At 64.0% G+C, this 14706-nt stretch carries 14 protein-coding genes and 1 pseudogene; 8 read left to right on the forward strand and 7 right to left on the reverse strand.

All coding sequences use genetic code 11. From position 1 onward, the window contains the following. Positions 1-2 precede the first annotated feature (2 nt). Together FJ980_RS25510 and FJ980_RS25515 are read left to right on the forward strand one after the other, a co-directional pair. Positions 3-1661, forward strand: coding sequence for an acyl-CoA synthetase (locus tag FJ980_RS25510; protein WP_140546467.1), 1659 nt, complete (start codon positions 3-5; stop codon positions 1659-1661). Between the two features lie 90 nt (positions 1662-1751). Then, positions 1752-2645 carry a hypothetical protein gene (locus FJ980_RS25515; protein WP_140546468.1) on the forward strand — a complete coding sequence of 298 codons (894 nt, stop codon included), beginning with the start codon at positions 1752-1754 and terminating at the stop codon, positions 2643-2645. A gap of 107 nt (positions 2646-2752) precedes the next feature. Here the strand turns inward: FJ980_RS25515 and FJ980_RS25520 are convergent, their stop codons facing one another. From FJ980_RS25520 to FJ980_RS25540, 5 genes are all read right to left on the reverse strand, one after another. Continuing rightward, positions 2753-4177 carry a hypothetical protein gene (locus FJ980_RS25520; RefSeq protein ID WP_140546469.1) on the reverse strand — a complete coding sequence of 475 codons (1425 nt, stop codon included), beginning with the start codon at positions 4175-4177 and terminating at the stop codon, positions 2753-2755. Positions 4178-4617: 440 nt separating this feature from the next. After that, positions 4618-5127, reverse strand: a complete 510-nt coding sequence (locus FJ980_RS25525; RefSeq protein ID WP_140546470.1) for an Hsp20/alpha crystallin family protein — start codon at positions 5125-5127, stop codon at positions 4618-4620. Positions 5128-5216: 89 nt separating this feature from the next. After that, on the reverse strand, positions 5217-5693 hold the full coding sequence (locus tag FJ980_RS25530; RefSeq protein ID WP_140546479.1) for an Hsp20 family protein: 477 nt from the start codon (positions 5691-5693) through the stop codon (positions 5217-5219). 242 nt (positions 5694-5935) lie between these two features. After that, a complete protein-coding gene (locus FJ980_RS25535; RefSeq protein WP_140546471.1) occupies positions 5936-6208 on the reverse strand; it encodes a protein usg in 273 nt (90 codons plus the stop codon). Positions 6209-6221: 13 nt separating this feature from the next. Continuing rightward, entirely contained in the window at positions 6222-6569 is a 348-nt protein-coding gene (locus tag FJ980_RS25540) for a hypothetical protein (protein ID WP_246676552.1), read from the reverse strand. Positions 6570-6900: 331 nt separating this feature from the next. Here FJ980_RS25540 and groES point away from each other — a divergent pair, with 331 nt between their 5' ends. From groES to htpG, 6 genes and pseudogenes are all read left to right on the forward strand, one after another. After that, complete coding sequence (gene groES, locus FJ980_RS25545) at positions 6901-7215, forward strand: co-chaperone GroES (protein WP_140546472.1); 315 nt, start codon at positions 6901-6903, stop codon at positions 7213-7215. A 61-nt stretch (positions 7216-7276) separates the two neighbouring features. Continuing rightward, positions 7277-8905: a chaperonin GroEL gene (gene groL, locus FJ980_RS25550; RefSeq protein ID WP_140546473.1), complete on the forward strand. Its 1629-nt coding sequence runs from the start codon at positions 7277-7279 to the stop codon at positions 8903-8905. A 67-nt stretch (positions 8906-8972) separates the two neighbouring features. Beyond that, positions 8973-9194: a hypothetical protein gene (locus FJ980_RS25555; protein ID WP_140546474.1), complete on the forward strand. Its 222-nt coding sequence runs from the start codon at positions 8973-8975 to the stop codon at positions 9192-9194. 61 nt (positions 9195-9255) lie between these two features. Then, entirely contained in the window at positions 9256-9654 is a 399-nt protein-coding gene (locus FJ980_RS25560) for a helix-turn-helix transcriptional regulator (RefSeq protein ID WP_140546475.1), read from the forward strand. Positions 9655-9745: 91 nt separating this feature from the next. Then, positions 9746-9937: pseudogene (locus FJ980_RS35975) on the forward strand (DUF982 domain-containing protein); the annotation flags it as partial. 60 nt (positions 9938-9997) lie between these two features. Next, complete coding sequence (gene htpG, locus FJ980_RS25570; protein WP_140546476.1) at positions 9998-11890, forward strand: molecular chaperone HtpG; 1893 nt, start codon at positions 9998-10000, stop codon at positions 11888-11890. A 58-nt stretch (positions 11891-11948) separates the two neighbouring features. Here htpG and FJ980_RS25575 read toward each other — a convergent pair whose 3' ends face one another. Both FJ980_RS25575 and FJ980_RS25580 read right to left on the reverse strand, forming a co-directional pair. Beyond that, entirely contained in the window at positions 11949-13571 is a 1623-nt protein-coding gene (locus tag FJ980_RS25575) for an ABC-F family ATP-binding cassette domain-containing protein (RefSeq protein ID WP_140546477.1), read from the reverse strand. A gap of 124 nt (positions 13572-13695) precedes the next feature. Further along, positions 13696-14439 carry a 2OG-Fe(II) oxygenase gene (locus FJ980_RS25580; protein ID WP_140546478.1) on the reverse strand — a complete coding sequence of 248 codons (744 nt, stop codon included), beginning with the start codon at positions 14437-14439 and terminating at the stop codon, positions 13696-13698. Positions 14440-14706: the final 267 nt, after the last annotated feature.

Genomic DNA, 14706 nt, shown 5'->3' on the forward strand with positions numbered 1-14706 from the left:
TCATGACCAAGACGCAGGCGCTGCCGCGCTATGAGGATGCCGTTGCGCAATTCCGCATCGAGGACGAGATCGCGCGCCTTCATGGCGATCCGGCGACCGGCATCAACGCCTATGTCGAATGCTGCGGCCGCTATACCGGCGACAACCGGCTGGCGCTGCGCGCGATCTCGGCTGCCGGTGAATTGCGCGAATACTCCTTCGACGATCTGGCCGACATGGCGGGCCGCGTCGCCACCTTGCTCAAAAGTCTCGGCGTCGGTCCCGGCGACGTCGTCGCCGGCATGCTGCCGCGCATCCCTGAACTGGTGGCGCTGATCCTCGGCACATGGCGGGTCGGCGCGGTCTACCAGCCGCTGTTCACCGCTTTCGGGCCGAAGGCTATCGAGCATCGCCTGAGCTACAGCAAGGCGAAGCTGGTGGTGACCAACCCCGCAAACCGCGCCAAGCTCGACGAGGTGGAAAACCATCCGCGCATCGCCACCATTCTTGGGCCCGGCGACACGCTGCCCGCCGGCGACGTCGATTTCCGCGCGGCGCTCGCGGCTGCCTCCCCCGACTGCCAACCGGTCATGCGCAAGGGCACCGACCTGTTCATGATGATGTCGACCTCCGGCACGACCGGGCACCCAAAGGGCGTGCCGGTGCCGCTCAGCGCACTGCTGGCCTTCGGCGCCTATATGCGTGACGCGATCGGGCTTCGGCCCGACGACATCTTCTGGAACATCGCCGATCCCGGCTGGGCCTATGGGCTCTACTACGCCATCACCGGGCCTTTGCAGCTCGGCATCGCCACCACCTTCTACGAAGGCGCCTTCAACGCCAAATCGACCTACGACCTCATCGAGCGTCTGGGCGTCACCAGCCTGGCCGGCTCGCCGACAGCCTATCGCCTGCTGATGGCGGAAGGGCCCGAGGCGGCCGCCCGCGTCAAGGGCAGGCTGCGCGTGGTGAGCAGCGCCGGCGAGCCGCTCAATCCGGAGGTGATCCGCTGGTTCGACGCGCATCTTGCAGCGCCGATCCACGATCATTACGGCCAGACCGAGAACGGCATGATGGTCAACAATCATCATGGTCTGGCGCATACGGTCCGCGCCGGCTCGGCCGGCTTTGCCATGCCCGGCTACCGCATGGTGGTGCTGGACGAGGCAGGCAACGAGCTCGGCCCCAACCAGCCTGGCGTGCTGGCGGTCGATATCGCCAGATCGCCGCTGCGCTGGTTCTACGGCTACCACCAGGCGGATACGCCGGCGATCGCCGGCGGCTACTACCGCACCGGCGACACGGTGGAATACGAGCCGGACGGCTCGGTCTCCTTCATCGGCCGGGCCGACGACGTCATCACCTCGTCCGGCTACCGCATCGGACCGTTCGATGTCGAAAGCGCGCTGATCGAGCATCCGGCGGTCAACGAGGCGGCGGTCGTCGGCGTGCCCGATCCGCAGCGCACCGAGATCGTCAAGGCGTTCGTGGTGCTGGCGCCCGCCTTCAAGGGCAGCGAGGCGCTGGCCGAGGAACTCGCCCAGCATGTGAAGCAGCGGCTTTCGGCGCACTCCTATCCGCGCGAGGTCGAGTTCGTCAGCGAACTGCCGAAGACACCGAGCGGCAAGATCCAGCGGTTCTTGCTGAGGAAGGCCGAGGTGGAGAAGCTCAAGGCGGAATAAAGATTTGGCTCTCCATGATTTCCGCCACGCAAAAGCCGCCAAGTCGGGCGATGGCTCCCAAGGGCTTTGATCGCTAATTGGGGTTGCAGCATGCGGTTGGTCTTGACGCTTCTCATTGCGCTGGCGGGCAGCGCGGCATATGCCGCCTCGCCGGAAGACGATTATATCGCCGCGCGCGACAAGGCGATCGCCGATATCACCGCGCAGGAAAGCGCCAATACGGCGATCGAAACCATCGATGCCCAGAACGAGAAGGCGCTGGCCGACCTCCAGCAGCGCCTCGCCGCCATTCTCGGGCCGCTTTCCGTCAAGGATTTCCCGGCGACCGGCACCATCAATGTTCAAAGCCTCAACGCCTCCGATATCGGCTACGGCATGCTGGACGGGCTGCGATATGCGCAGAGCGACGACGGCCCAAGCATCGTCGCCTCGACGCGCGGGTTGACCGAGCGCTGGCTCAAGTCCAAATCGAGCGAGGCGGAAGCGGATTTCAAGCTGCCCGCCGACATCGGCGCGGCGTTGAAGCTCGACAGTTTCTACACCCAGGCCATCGGCAGCGACGCGGCATTCTCGGGCACGCTCGACTTTTCGCTGAAAAAGCCCGACGGCGCCGATGCGGTGGTCGCGCGGCTCGGCGGCTGGACCCAGGATGTGGGACCGATCTATGATCAGCACCTCGTCGTGGCAGTCGTGAAAGGCGACCGCGTGCTGATCGCCGAGGCACCCGCCTCGCCCGCCGTGCCGAAGATCGCGGCTTGCGATTCAATCTGGGCAGCCGCCGACGCCGCCGCGCAGAAAGCCCAGCAGGCCGATCAGGGCTCGGACCAGGACGATCCGCAGGCCTCCGATCCCGCCAACGCCGCCTGGGAAAAGGGTGATGCCGACTACCGCGCCTGCATGGCCCAGCGCCTGCCCGGCGACCCGTCCTTCCCGGCGCTGCTCAAGCAGGCGCAGGACCTTGCCGACGACATGGCTGGGAAATAGTCCGCCAGGGCAATTCCAGGAAAGCGCAGCGGCTCTCGAAGTGGAACGGCTTCAAACCACGGAGATAGAGCGGGCCGGCGCTGTCGAAGCCGAGCCGCTCGAAACCCTCAGCCTCCGTTCGCCCGCATGTTGCGCCGAGAAACACGCCGCGCGACGGGGCGCGCCGCTTCCGCGATGATCCCGTTGGTTTGAGGCGCAGCATCCTTGCGCGATCTTGCGTCGGTCACCCGATGCAGGCGCTCGTAAGGCAGCAACTCCCGAATGCGGGCGTTGAGCGCTTCGACTTCGGCGTGCAAATCCTCGCATTCCTGCTTCTGGATATCGAGCTGGATCTGCTCCGACGCCTGCTGCAGCGAAAGCCGTGAGAAATTGGTGCTGACCTCGGACAGGTTCTTCTTGTCGGCTTCGCTCTCGTCCTTGAGAACGGCGAGCCTTTTCTCCGCAATCTGGCGTTCGGTGACGGCGTCGTTCAGCTGCGCCTTTAGCCTGGTGATCTCGGCCGTGGCTTCGCCATTGTCGGTCGAGACCTTGTCCAAACGCGACTGCAGTTCCTGGATCTCTGCACGCAAACCGCGCATTTCCGCCTGGCTGCGTGCCAATTCGGCGGTGCTGTCGCTCTCGGCAATCCGCGCCGCCTCGGTTGTTTCGGCAAGCCTGGCCTGCGCTGCCTCGAGGGCTTTCTGCAGCCGGGTTTCTTCCTTTTCGTGGTTGCCGATTTGAGCCATCAGCTCGGCGATATGGGCGGTTTCGCTGGCGTGGGTTGCCGCGAACTCGTCGAACTTGTGCCGGGCCTCCGCCTCGCGCTTTTGCGCCTGCTCCAGATCGACAGAAAGGCCGACCTGCTTTTCGCGCAGCAGCTTGTTCTCGGCGCCGCGCCTGTCGACTTCGACGGTCTTGGCCGTCAGGGCTTTGACGATCTCGCCGAACTCCGTCTCGCGCCTGGCGGTCTCATTGCCCATCTCCACCAGCTCCAGGCGCACCGCCGCAAGGGCCGAGCGCAGCTGTTCCCGGTCCTGGACGAGGCTCGCCTCTCGCTGCTGCCACGCTTCGGCCGCGCCGTCGCGTTCGCGCTGCCGGCGGGCGGCGTCGAGCAATTGTTCCGACAACGTCTTGTGTTCGGCGGTGAGAGCGAGGTTTGCCAGCTCCAGCTCGTTGGAGCGCAACACGTCGCGATGGAAGACGTTGAGGACTTCGCGCGTCATGTGATGCGCAGTGGCGATCTCCGCCAGCTTTGCCTCGATCTCCTGCAGATGACCCTGCCCGTCCCGGAAAAGCCCGGTGACGGCCTCCAGGGCGGCGAGCCGCGTCTGGGTATGCGGCGTCAGCCGCGATGCCGTTGCGTCGGACGGCTCTTCGGCCGGCGGATTCTCGTCGCTTGCCACCAGTTCCCGGCCGGCGACGGCGTCGTCTTCCGACGGCGGTTGTTCGTCATCTTTGAGAACGTCCTCGAACGCCTCGGCCAGATCCGATTGGAGTTCCTGAAATTCCTTATCGACGTCCTCGGCCCGTTTGATCAGAGACTTGAAATTCATCACTGCACATCCCTTACGCTCGACGACACACCTTTTACGCTCGCCCCCGGGCGTACTTAACGAATTACTAATCTATCGCGTTACCTTCCGTTCGGGAAGCCTGTGCAAAGGAAACCAAAATTAAGGTTATCGCCGGTCCCAATCTGATGCGGATCCGCGCTAGGTGAGCCCTCTTCCGTTCCTAACATATGTTAGTTTTCTCTCCGGGTAGGTGCTGAAAGCATGCGCAGCAGAAGGGAAAGACAGCGAGCTGCTTGTCATCATTCACATGAGCGATGCGAAGACTTCTGGACGGAAAAAGAAGCTCCCGCCGTATAAATTTTCTCTTCCTCGGCCGCCCATGATCGATCGAGTGGAGTTGCTTGCGCGAGCATCGGGTTGCCGTGGCTCTATGGGAGTTGGCGCGGGAGGCGGATCGGCCAACCTCCCGCGTCGATGCATCAACTCTTGATGTCGATACGCTTGACCTGCGACTGGGCCTTCTCGCTCTTCGGCAAGGTGACGGTCAGCACGCCGTTTTTGAAGCGGGCATCCACCTCGTCTTCCTTGACCTCGTAGCCGACCGGGATGCGGCGCTCGAAGCGGCCGTAATAGCGCTCGGAGAACTGCCTACCCTTGTCCTCCGTCTCGGAGCGCTTCTCGCCTCTCAGCGTCAGCACGCCGTCGTCGAGCAGGACCTCGATGTCTTTCTGTTCGAGGCCTGGCACCTCGGCCATCACCTTGATCTCCTTCTCGCCGTTGGAGATCTCGACGCTCGGCCAACCGGCGCCGAGGGCGGAGACCCCGCCAAAAGACGGCAACCGGCTGTCGAAGCCGCGGAAAACGTCGTCAAACAGGCGGTTCACCTCGCGATGCAGCGACAGGAACGGATCGCGCTCACCGTCGCGGAATATGCTTGGAAGCTGGTTGCCGTTGCTCCGGCCCCAGGGGATCAGATCACGGACACTCATGGTTTGCTCCTTTCTGTTCATCGGCTCGAAAAGCTCCTACGCGCCGGGCAGTGGCCGGCGCATAGCGCGGATGCGCTCACAAGAAGCCCTCAGGCGGCGTGCTTCTCGGCTTCGATCTTCTTTGTCGTGCCTTTGAGCGTTGCCTTGTCGGCTGCGATCTCGATCCGCCGCGGTTTCATCTCTTCTGGGATTTCGCGCTTCAGATCGATCGTCAGCAGCCCATTGGCCAAGCTGGCGCCAACGACCTTGACGTGGTCGGCAAGCTCGAAGCGGCGCTGGAATGCACGGCCGGCGATGCCACGATGCAGGTACTCACCCTTATCCTCGCCGGCTTTCTGGCCAGAGACCATGAGCATGTTCTGCTCCTGGGTAATGGCCAGTTCGTCCAGCGAGAACCCAGCCACCGCCATGTTGATGCGGTAGTCGTCTTCCGCGGTCTTGGCGATGTCGTAGGGTGGCCAATTATCGACGGTCTCGATCCGGCTCGCCGTCTCGAGAGCGTTCAGCATTCGATCGAAGCCGATGCTCGACCGGAACAGGGGACTGAAGTCAAACGTGGTTCTCATAGCTACATCCTCCATTGAGCAACATAGATACGAGGGGCGCCAAGGAAGCGGCGCCCCTTGACCTTGCCGGTCTCTCTCAAGCACCGGCGTAATCGATCTGGGAATTCAACACGGGCACGTCAAGGTCCCGCTCCGAAGCCGCCTTCAAGATCGTGAAAGTCAGCCCCTTCGTCTGCATGCAGGCAGGCAAATCGTGAATTGAAGGCGGCCGCACAACCACGACCGCCTCGGGGAGCTGATCTTCAATGGATCGCGATGATCCCGTCGACGGCCCGCCATTCCGATGCCCTGATGAGCCGATGGTGGGCGACACGGACAGAATGCAAGGCGCCAGCCAGCTCGCGCTCCCAAAAACCCAGAAAGCCCCTCAGCGCCGGGAAATCCGGGGCAAGATCATAGTCCTGCCAGACGTAAAGCTGGAGCAGGCTGGGATGGTCGGGCAGATGATAATGGATCTCGGCAGTGGTCAAGCCATAGCCATTCATCTGCAAGCGGAATTCCCTGCTGACCGCCATCGCCTTCGGGCCCTCACGCGCTCAGCCGGTCGACCAGCTGCCGGTGGTCATCATCGGCAGGGCCGGTGGGCGGCGGGGCCAGCGCATCAAGCCGGCGCAGCGCATCCATGATGTCGTCGAAGGAGACCGGCCGCTCGGTGCCCAGCGGCTGGCGCAGTGCCGGCATCGATTCCACGGCGCAGGCGTCCGAGGCCCAGCTCGAAAGGATCGCCCGCTTTTCCCATATGTCGAGCGAGCCGTCCTCCAGCACATCCCGCGGGTGCTGAAAATGGCTGGCCGGCGACAGCAGCCGGTCGAGCGAAAGGTCTGATAGTTCGGGAGCTAGGGAAGGAATGATCGGCGAAAGCGTCTGTCGGTCCATTTCTGTCCTCCGTCTCCAAAAACTCCTTGCTTCGGGTTCCAATTTCTCAGCGGTCCCGGCGCTGCCGGGCGCCGATAATCTTGTTCAACTCAATCGCGAATTCAAGCCTCTCCGTTATCGCAGCGGTCCAATTTACCGCATGTTTTCAGCGCGCTAGCACTCAACGGTCGAGAGTGCCAAAAAATTTGCGGTACCCCCTTGAAAGTAGAAGAAGGCAAAATTAGCTCGACATGCGCGCGATGCCCGAAAGGGTCGCGCGAGCCCCGCTCCGGTCCTGCCGGTCCGGAGCGGAGGAACCGTTCGCAATTTGTTTGTCCTGAAGGAGAACGATATGACGTTCCGTCCATTGCATGACCGCGTGCTCGTGCGCCGCATCGAGGCCGAAGAGAAGACGGCCGGCGGCATCATCATCCCCGACACGGCCAAGGAAAAGCCGCAGGAAGGCGAAGTCATCGCGGTCGGGCCAGGCGCCCGCGACGATAGCGGCAAGCTCGCGCCCCTCGACGTGAAGGTCGGCGACCGCATCCTGTTCGGCAAGTGGTCCGGCACCGAGATCAAGCTCAACGGCGAGGACCTGCTCATCATGAAGGAAAGCGACGTGATGGGTGTGATCGAGCAGGCCGAGACGCTGAAGAAGGCCGCCTGACCGGGGCTTCGATCGAACCGCAACCCAGTCAATGAAAGCTGCCTAAACAAGGAGTGATCCAATGGCTGCCAAGGAAGTCAAATTCCATTCCGACGCCCGCGAGCGCATGCTGCGGGGCGTCAATATCCTCGCCGACGCGGTGAAGGTGACGCTCGGTCCGAAGGGCCGCAACGTCGTCATCGACAAGTCGTTCGGCGCCCCGCGCATCACCAAGGACGGCGTCACCGTCGCCAAGGAGATCGAGCTTGAGGACAAGTTCGAGAACATGGGCGCCCAGATGGTTCGCGAAGTCGCTTCGAAGACCAGCGACCTCGCCGGCGACGGCACCACCACGGCCACCGTGCTTGCCCAGGCGATCGTTCGCGAAGGGGCCAAGGCCGTTGCGTCAGGCATGAACCCGATGGATCTCAAGCGCGGTATCGACAAGGCGGTGGATGCCGTCGTCGCCGAACTCAAGGTCAACGCCCGCAAGATCACCAGCAACGACGAGATCGCACAGGTCGGCACCATCTCGGCCAATGGCGATGCCGAGATCGGCCGCTTCCTGGCCGAGGCCATGGAAAAAGTCGGCAACGAAGGCGTCATCACCGTCGAGGAGGCCAAGACCGCCGAGACCGAGCTGGAAGTCGTGGAAGGCATGCAGTTCGACCGCGGCTATCTCTCACCCTACTTCATCACCAACCAGGACAAGATGCGCGTCGAGCTCGAAGAGCCCTATGTGCTGATCCACGAGAAGAAGCTCGGCAATCTTCAGGCCTTGCTGCCGGTGCTGGAGGCCGTGGTGCAGTCCGGCAAGCCGCTGCTGATCATCGCCGAGGATGTCGAGGGCGAGGCTCTGGCCACGCTGGTGGTCAACAAGCTGCGCGGCGGGCTGAAGGTCGCCGCCGTCAAGGCTCCGGGCTTCGGCGACCGGCGCAAGGCCATGCTGGAGGACATCGCCATCCTGACCGGCGGCACGGCCATCAGCGAGGATCTCGGCATTAAGCTGGAGAACGTCACGCTGGAGATGCTCGGCCGCGCCAAGAAGGTCGCGATCGAGAAGGAGAACACCACCATCGTCGACGGCGCCGGCAAGAAGGAGGAGATCCAGGGCCGCATCACGCAAATCAAGGCGCAGATCGAGGAGACCACCTCCGACTATGATCGCGAGAAGCTGCAGGAGCGGCTGGCCAAGCTCGCCGGCGGCGTTGCCGTGATCCGCGTCGGCGGCGCGACGGAAGTCGAGGTCAAGGAGAAGAAGGACCGCGTCGACGACGCGCTGCATGCCACGCGCGCCGCGGTCGAGGAAGGTATCCTGCCCGGCGGCGGCGTTGCCCTGCTCAGGATGGCCAAGGCGCTCGACGCGGTCGCTGTCGACAACCCGGACCAGAGATACGGCGTCGACATCGTGCGGCGCGCGATCGAGGCTCCAGTGCGCCAGATCGCCGAGAACAGCGGGTCGGAAGGTTCGATCATCGTCGGCAAGCTGCGCGAGAAGACCGAATTCGCCTATGGCTGGAACGCCCAGACCGGCGAATATGGCGACCTCTATAAACAGGGCGTCATCGATCCCGCCAAGGTCGTGCGCACCGCGCTGCAGGATGCGGCCTCGGTTGCCGGACTGCTCGTCACCACCGAGGCCATGGTGGCCGAGAAGCCGAAGAAGGAAACCGCTCCGGCTATGCCGGCCGGCGCCGGCATGGACTTCTGAGACGCCGACGGGAGCCCGCTTCCGGCAACGGCAGCGGGCGTTTCGAAACGCACGATGGGAGGCCTTTATGGATATGATGAGCGGCAATGGCTCGATCCCGGCGCCGACGCGCCCGGCAAGCGAATTCCTCGCTTATGAAGCCGAATGTCGAAGCGCATTGAAGCCGCTGCTGGCAGGCTTGCTCGACACCGCCGAATCCGTCGGATGGAACCGGCGGACCGTCGCCTCGACGCTGATGTTCCTTGCCGCACAGCACGTGTCGGCCACCGAAACATCCGGGGGCGGCTAGCGAAGATCGGGCCCCGCCTCCAGGGCGGGGCCCATGTGACTGCGAACGGACGAGGATTGCCATGATTGCAGGACGATTGCGCGAATGCCTGAAAATCTTGCGATGGGAAGCTGCCGACGTCGCCGAGGAGCTCGGCTGGCCCAGAAACGACGTGACGCACTGGCTCGAGGGGCGCGCGCCGGTGCCACTGGCGGTCGCCGCCTGGATCGAGGCCCTCGCCAAGGCACACAAGGTGCTGCCCCCGCCGCGCCTTAACCGGCAGAATTCAGCGATGCACACGCCGGCAGGCCCGGTGGTTGTGCAGGCGTTCAACGGCATAGGCCAGCCGCGGCCGCGCGGCGTCGTCCTGCAACCGCCCTACCCGCGCCGACATGTGCTGGCCGGGACGACTGGCCTTCGTCCGGGCGCCATGAGCATGCACCTGAATGAGGGTTCTGACCATGAACCACGACCGCTTTGAAGACCCTGTTACCATTCTTGTCGGAATGGGTTTGCCGGTCCGGCTCGAAACCGTGATGGAAGCCTATGCCCTGCTGTAGGATTGGCCGGCCGCGAGCAGGAGCAGCGCGCATGCGATCGCGCTCAATTCCTGCAAAGCCGGCATTGCCGGCGAGATCGACGCGAAAACGGTGCGGGCAACCCTTGTTGCTTTCGCCCGCCGCCACGATATCCTGGCGCCGGACATGGTTTCGCTGGCGCCTGCGGCGCTGGCAGGGAGCGCATCCACAAGCGACAATGGCTGAAGATTTGAAGCCCGGCGCGTGCTGGCGCGGCGGACGACGCAACGAGCGCAGGAATTCTGAATGACGACTGACACCAAGACCACGGAAACCAGGACATTCGAGGCGGACGTCTCGCGGCTGCTGCACATGATGGTGCACTCGGTCTATTCGGACCGGGACGTTTTCCTGCGCGAGCTGATCTCCAATGCGGCGGATGCCTGCGAGAGGCTGCGCTTCGAGGCGGTGAGCCGGCCCGAGTTGCTGGGCGACGATGCCAAGCCGCGCATCACGATTGCCGCCAATCCCGACAACAGGGAACTGTCCGTCGAGGACAACGGCATCGGCATGAGCCGCGACGAGATGACGGAGGCGCTTGGCACGATCGCGCGCTCCGGCACGCGTGCCTTCCTGGAGCGCGTCGAGGCCGGCAAGGCGGCGGAAGACACGCAGCTCATCGGCCAGTTCGGCGTCGGCTTCTACTCCGCCTTCATGGTCGCCGACCGGGTCGACGTCATCAGCCGCCAGGCCGGCAGCGACGAGGCCTTCCGCTGGTCGTCCGACGGCAAGGGCACCTACGAGATCGCGCCGGCGCCGCTCGAGGCAGCACCCAAGCGCGGCACGCGCGTGGTGCTGCATCTGATGGAGGACGCCTCGTCCTACACCACGCCCTATCGGCTCGAGGGCTTGGCGAAGTCGCAGTCCGGGCATGTGCCGGTGCCGATCACATTTGTCGAAAAGCCCGGCGCCGAACCGCGCGACATCGCCGACGGCGCGGCGCTGTGGGTGCGGCAAAAGAGCGACATCAAGCCGGAGGAATATACCGACTTCTACCGCAGCATCGCCGGCCAGTATGACGAGCCGGCTTCCACGATCCATTTCCGCGCCGAGGGACGGCAGGAGTACAGCGTGCTCGCCTTCGTGCCGGGATCGCGGCCGTTCGACCTGTTCGACCAGGACCGCAAGGGCCGCATGAAGCTCTATGTGCGGCGCGTCTTCATTACGGACGATGCCGATCTGCTGCCGCGCTACCTGCGCTTCGTGCGCGGCCTGGTCGATTCCGCTGACCTGCCGCTCAATGTCTCGCGCGAGATGATCCAGGAAAGCCCCCTGCTCGCAGCGATCCGCAAGGGCGTGACCAGCCGCATTCTCGGCGACCTCGCCAAGACGGCCGAAAACGATGCCGGAGCCTACGCCAAAATCTGGGAAAATTTCGGCGTCGTCCTCAAGGAAGGTCTCTATGAGGACTACGAGCGACGCGAGCAGCTGCTGAAGCTTGCCCGCTTCCGTTCGACGACCTCAGGCGAAGGCTGGCGCAGCCTTGCCGACTATGTCGCAGCGATGAAGGAAGGTCAGAAAGCGATCTTCTTCATGGCCGGTGACGATCGCGCCCGTCTCGAAGCCTCGCCACAGCTCGAAGGTTTTCGCGCACGCGGCATCGAGGTGCTGCTCCTCACCGATCCCGTCGACAGCTTCTGGGTGACAATGGCGCCGGAATTCGACGGCAAGCCGTTCAAGTCGGTGACGCAGGGCGCGGCAGAGCTCGCCGATATCGCGCTGCCCGAAGATGCGGCGAAGCCCGACGCGGAGACGTCGTCGGATATCGCCGCCTTCCTGGCTTTCGTGAAGACGACGCTTGGCGAGGAGGTGTCGGATGTGAAAGCCTCCGACCGGCTGACGGAAAGCGCCGTCTGTCTTGTCGCGCCCGAGCATGGCCCGGACCGCCAGTTCGAGCGCCTGCTCAACGCCGCCGGCCGGCTCGACAAGGCGGCCAAGCCGATCCTCGAGATCAACCCGCGCCACGAGCGCGTGGAGGCGCTGGCAAAGCTCGGCGACGACGAGAAGGCGTTCAAGGAAGACGCCGCGCATCTGCTCTATGACGAAGCGCGGGTGCTCGACGGCGACAAGCCGGCCGACGCCAAGGCGTTCTCGGCGCGGCTTGCGCGGCTGATCGATCGCGGGCTGGCGAGGGGGTAAGCGCCGGCGCTCGCCCGATAGGGGGAATGCGCCGCCGCCCATTGCGTAGGGTCTCGCCCTACCCTCTCAGCCCCGGCGCTTCCTGGCCGGTGCGGGCGACATATTCGGTGTAGCCGCCGCCATAAGTGTGGATGCCGTCGGGCGTCAGCTCCAGCACGCGGTTCGACAGCGCCGCCAGGAAATGGCGGTCGTGCGAGACGAATAGCATCGTGCCTTCATATTGCGACAGCGCCTCGATCAGCATCTGCTTGGTGGTTATGTCGAGGTGGTTGGTCGGCTCGTCGAGCACCAGCAGGTTAGGTGGATCGAACAGCATCAGCGCCATCACCAGCCGGGCCTTCTCGCCGCCCGAGAGCACGCGGCACTTCTTCTCGATCTCGTCGCCGGAAAAACCGAAGCAGCCGGCCAAAGCGCGCAGCGGCGCCTGGCCTGCCTGCGGAAACGAGTCCTCCAGCGTCTGGAAGACGGTGCGCTCGCCATCGAGCAGCTCCATGGCGTGCTGGGCGAAATAGCCCATCTTGACGCTCGGGCCGCGCGCGACGGAGCCCTCGTCCGGCTCGGAGGCGCCGGCGACCAGCTTCAGAAGCGTCGACTTTCCGGCGCCGTTGACGCCCATCACGCACCAGCGCTCGCGGCGGCGGATATGGAAGTCGAGGCCCGAATAGATATTGCGGCTGCCATAGGCCTTGTGGATGCCCTTCAGCGTCGCCACGTCCTCGCCGCAGCGCGGCGCCGGCTGGAATTCGAAAGTCACTGTCTGGCGGCGCTTCGGCGGTTCGACGCGGTCGATCTTGTCGAGCTTCTTCACCCGGCTCTGCACCTGGGCCGCATGGGAAGCACGCGCCTTGAAACGCTCGATGAAGGCAATCTCCTTGGCCAGCATCGCCTGCTGGCGCTCGAACTGCGCCTGCAACTGCTTGTCGGCCAGCGCGCGCTGCTCCTGGTAGAATTCGTAGTTGCCGGAATAGGAGGTCAGCGCGCCTGCATCGATCTCGATGATCTTGGTGACGATGCGGTTCATGAACTCGCGGTCGTGCGAGGTCATCAGCAGCGCGCCGTCGTAATCCTTGAGGAATTTCTCCAGCCAGATCAGGCTTTCGAGGTCGAGATGGTTCGACGGCTCGTCGAGCAGCATGACATCGGGCCGCATCAACAGGATGCGGGCAAGCGCGACGCGCATCTTCCAGCCGCCGGAAAGTTTTGAAACGTCGCCGTCCATCATCTCCTGGCTGAAGCCGAGGCCGTCCAGCACCTCGCGCGCCCGGCCGTCGAGCGCATAGCCGTCAAGTTCCTCGAAGCGGTGCTGCAACTCGCCGTAGCGCTCGATGATCTGATCCATGTCGTCGGCGCGCTCTGGATCGCCCATCGCGTGCTCGAGCTCGCGCATCTCGGCGGCGACCGCGCTGACCGGCCCGGCGCCCTCCATGACCTCGGCGACGGCGCTCAAGCCGTCCATGTCGCCGACATCCTGGCTGAAATAGCCGATGGTGACGCCGCGATCGACGGAGACCTGGCCCTCGTCGGGCTGCTCCTGGCCAATGATCATGCGGAACAGGGTCGTCTTGCCGGCGCCGTTCGGGCCGACGAGCCCGATCTTCTCGCCCTTCTGCAAGGCGGCGGAAGCTTCGATGAAGACGATCTGTCGGCCGTTCTGCTTGCCGATATTTTCGAGACGGATCATGGGCTCGTAGGGAGTAGGGAGTAGGGAGTAGGGAGTAGGGCCAATAAGCGAATGCGCGGGATAAAGGAACCCCTCTTCGCTTCTCGGCCTCGACGTAACCTACTGCCTACTGCCTACTGCCTACTCACTTCGCGTCGTGGAAGATGATGCCGACCGTATGCCGCTGCCCCGAACGCAAGCGGCTCACGCCGTGTCGCAAATTCACCCGGTAATATCCCTTGGTGCCTTGCACCGGCCGGTTGTGCACGGCGAAAATCACCGCGTCACCGCGCCTCAATGGCACCACTTCGGCGCGGCTTTGCATGCGCGGGCGCTGTTCGGTGAGCACGAACTCGCCGCCGGTGAAATCCTCGCCGGGCTCGGATAAGAGGATCGCCACCTGCAGCGGAAAGGCGAGCTCGCCATAGAGATCCTGGTGCAGGCAGTTGAAGTCGCCGGGGCCGTATTGCAGCAGAAGCGGCGTCGGCTTCACCTGGTCCTCATCGTGGCAGCGTTTCAGGAAGGCGGCGTGCTCGGCCGGATAGCGCTGGGCAACACCCATCTTCTCGTTCCAGTCATTGGCGGCCGTGGCGAGTCGCGGATAGAGCGTGGTGCGCAGGCCCTCGATCAGGTCCGGCAGCGGATATTTGAAATACCGATATTCGCCCCTGCCGAAGCCGTGGCGCGCCATCACGACGTGGCTCCGGAAATGCTCTTCATGCGGGTAAAGCGCGGCGATGTCGGTGCATTCTTCCGCCGACAGCAGGCCGGGCATGACCGCGCAGCCACGGGCGTTCAGGTCAGAGACCAGCGCGCGCCAATCTTGTGCTGCGACGCGGGATTCGGCGGAGCGGCCGGCGCGCCTGGTGTTGAGGGAATGGATGGTCATGGGTGTGCCTCCTTGCTTGCCGTCAAAGTGGAGCGAAGGATGTGCATCGGCCACCCGATTCCTGCGGAGATGGGTGCCGGCTTTCCCTTCTCCCCTTGTGGAAGAAGGTGGCCTCGCGAAGCGAGGTCGGATGAGGGGTACTGGAAGGAATGAGGCGGCGGCGATTTCAACCTTATCGCCAAGCTGGAACACCCCTCATCCGTCTCGGCGCTAACGCGCCGATCCACCTTCTCCCACAAGGGGAGAGGGAGAAGGTCTGCGATACAT

Origin of the sequence: Mesorhizobium sp. B1-1-5 (genome assembly GCF_006443065.1) — a bacterium.
In the GTDB taxonomy this organism is placed as follows: domain Bacteria; phylum Pseudomonadota; class Alphaproteobacteria; order Rhizobiales; family Rhizobiaceae; genus Mesorhizobium.

Excerpts from the sequence above, each read along its gene's own strand:
- FJ980_RS25510 (WP_140546467.1), top strand. The coding sequence starts at position 3 with ATGACCAAGACGCAGGCGCTGCCGCGCTATGAGGATGCCGTTGCGCAA.
- FJ980_RS25515 (WP_140546468.1), top strand. The coding sequence starts at position 1,752 with ATGCGGTTGGTCTTGACGCTTCTCATTGCGCTGGCGGGCAGCGCGGCA.
- FJ980_RS25520 (WP_140546469.1), bottom strand. The coding sequence starts at position 4,177 with ATGAATTTCAAGTCTCTGATCAAACGGGCCGAGGACGTCGATAAGGAA.
- FJ980_RS25525 (WP_140546470.1), bottom strand. The coding sequence starts at position 5,127 with ATGAGTGTCCGTGATCTGATCCCCTGGGGCCGGAGCAACGGCAACCAG.
- FJ980_RS25530 (WP_140546479.1), bottom strand. The coding sequence starts at position 5,693 with ATGAGAACCACGTTTGACTTCAGTCCCCTGTTCCGGTCGAGCATCGGC.
- FJ980_RS25535 (WP_140546471.1), bottom strand. The coding sequence starts at position 6,208 with ATGGCGGTCAGCAGGGAATTCCGCTTGCAGATGAATGGCTATGGCTTG.
- FJ980_RS25540 (WP_246676552.1), bottom strand. The coding sequence starts at position 6,569 with ATGGACCGACAGACGCTTTCGCCGATCATTCCTTCCCTAGCTCCCGAA.
- groES (WP_140546472.1), top strand. The coding sequence starts at position 6,901 with ATGACGTTCCGTCCATTGCATGACCGCGTGCTCGTGCGCCGCATCGAG.
- groL (WP_140546473.1), top strand. The coding sequence starts at position 7,277 with ATGGCTGCCAAGGAAGTCAAATTCCATTCCGACGCCCGCGAGCGCATG.
- FJ980_RS25555 (WP_140546474.1), top strand. The coding sequence starts at position 8,973 with ATGGATATGATGAGCGGCAATGGCTCGATCCCGGCGCCGACGCGCCCG.
- FJ980_RS25560 (WP_140546475.1), top strand. The coding sequence starts at position 9,256 with ATGATTGCAGGACGATTGCGCGAATGCCTGAAAATCTTGCGATGGGAA.
- htpG (WP_140546476.1), top strand. The coding sequence starts at position 9,998 with ATGACGACTGACACCAAGACCACGGAAACCAGGACATTCGAGGCGGAC.
- FJ980_RS25575 (WP_140546477.1), bottom strand. The coding sequence starts at position 13,571 with ATGATCCGTCTCGAAAATATCGGCAAGCAGAACGGCCGACAGATCGTC.
- FJ980_RS25580 (WP_140546478.1), bottom strand. The coding sequence starts at position 14,439 with ATGACCATCCATTCCCTCAACACCAGGCGCGCCGGCCGCTCCGCCGAA.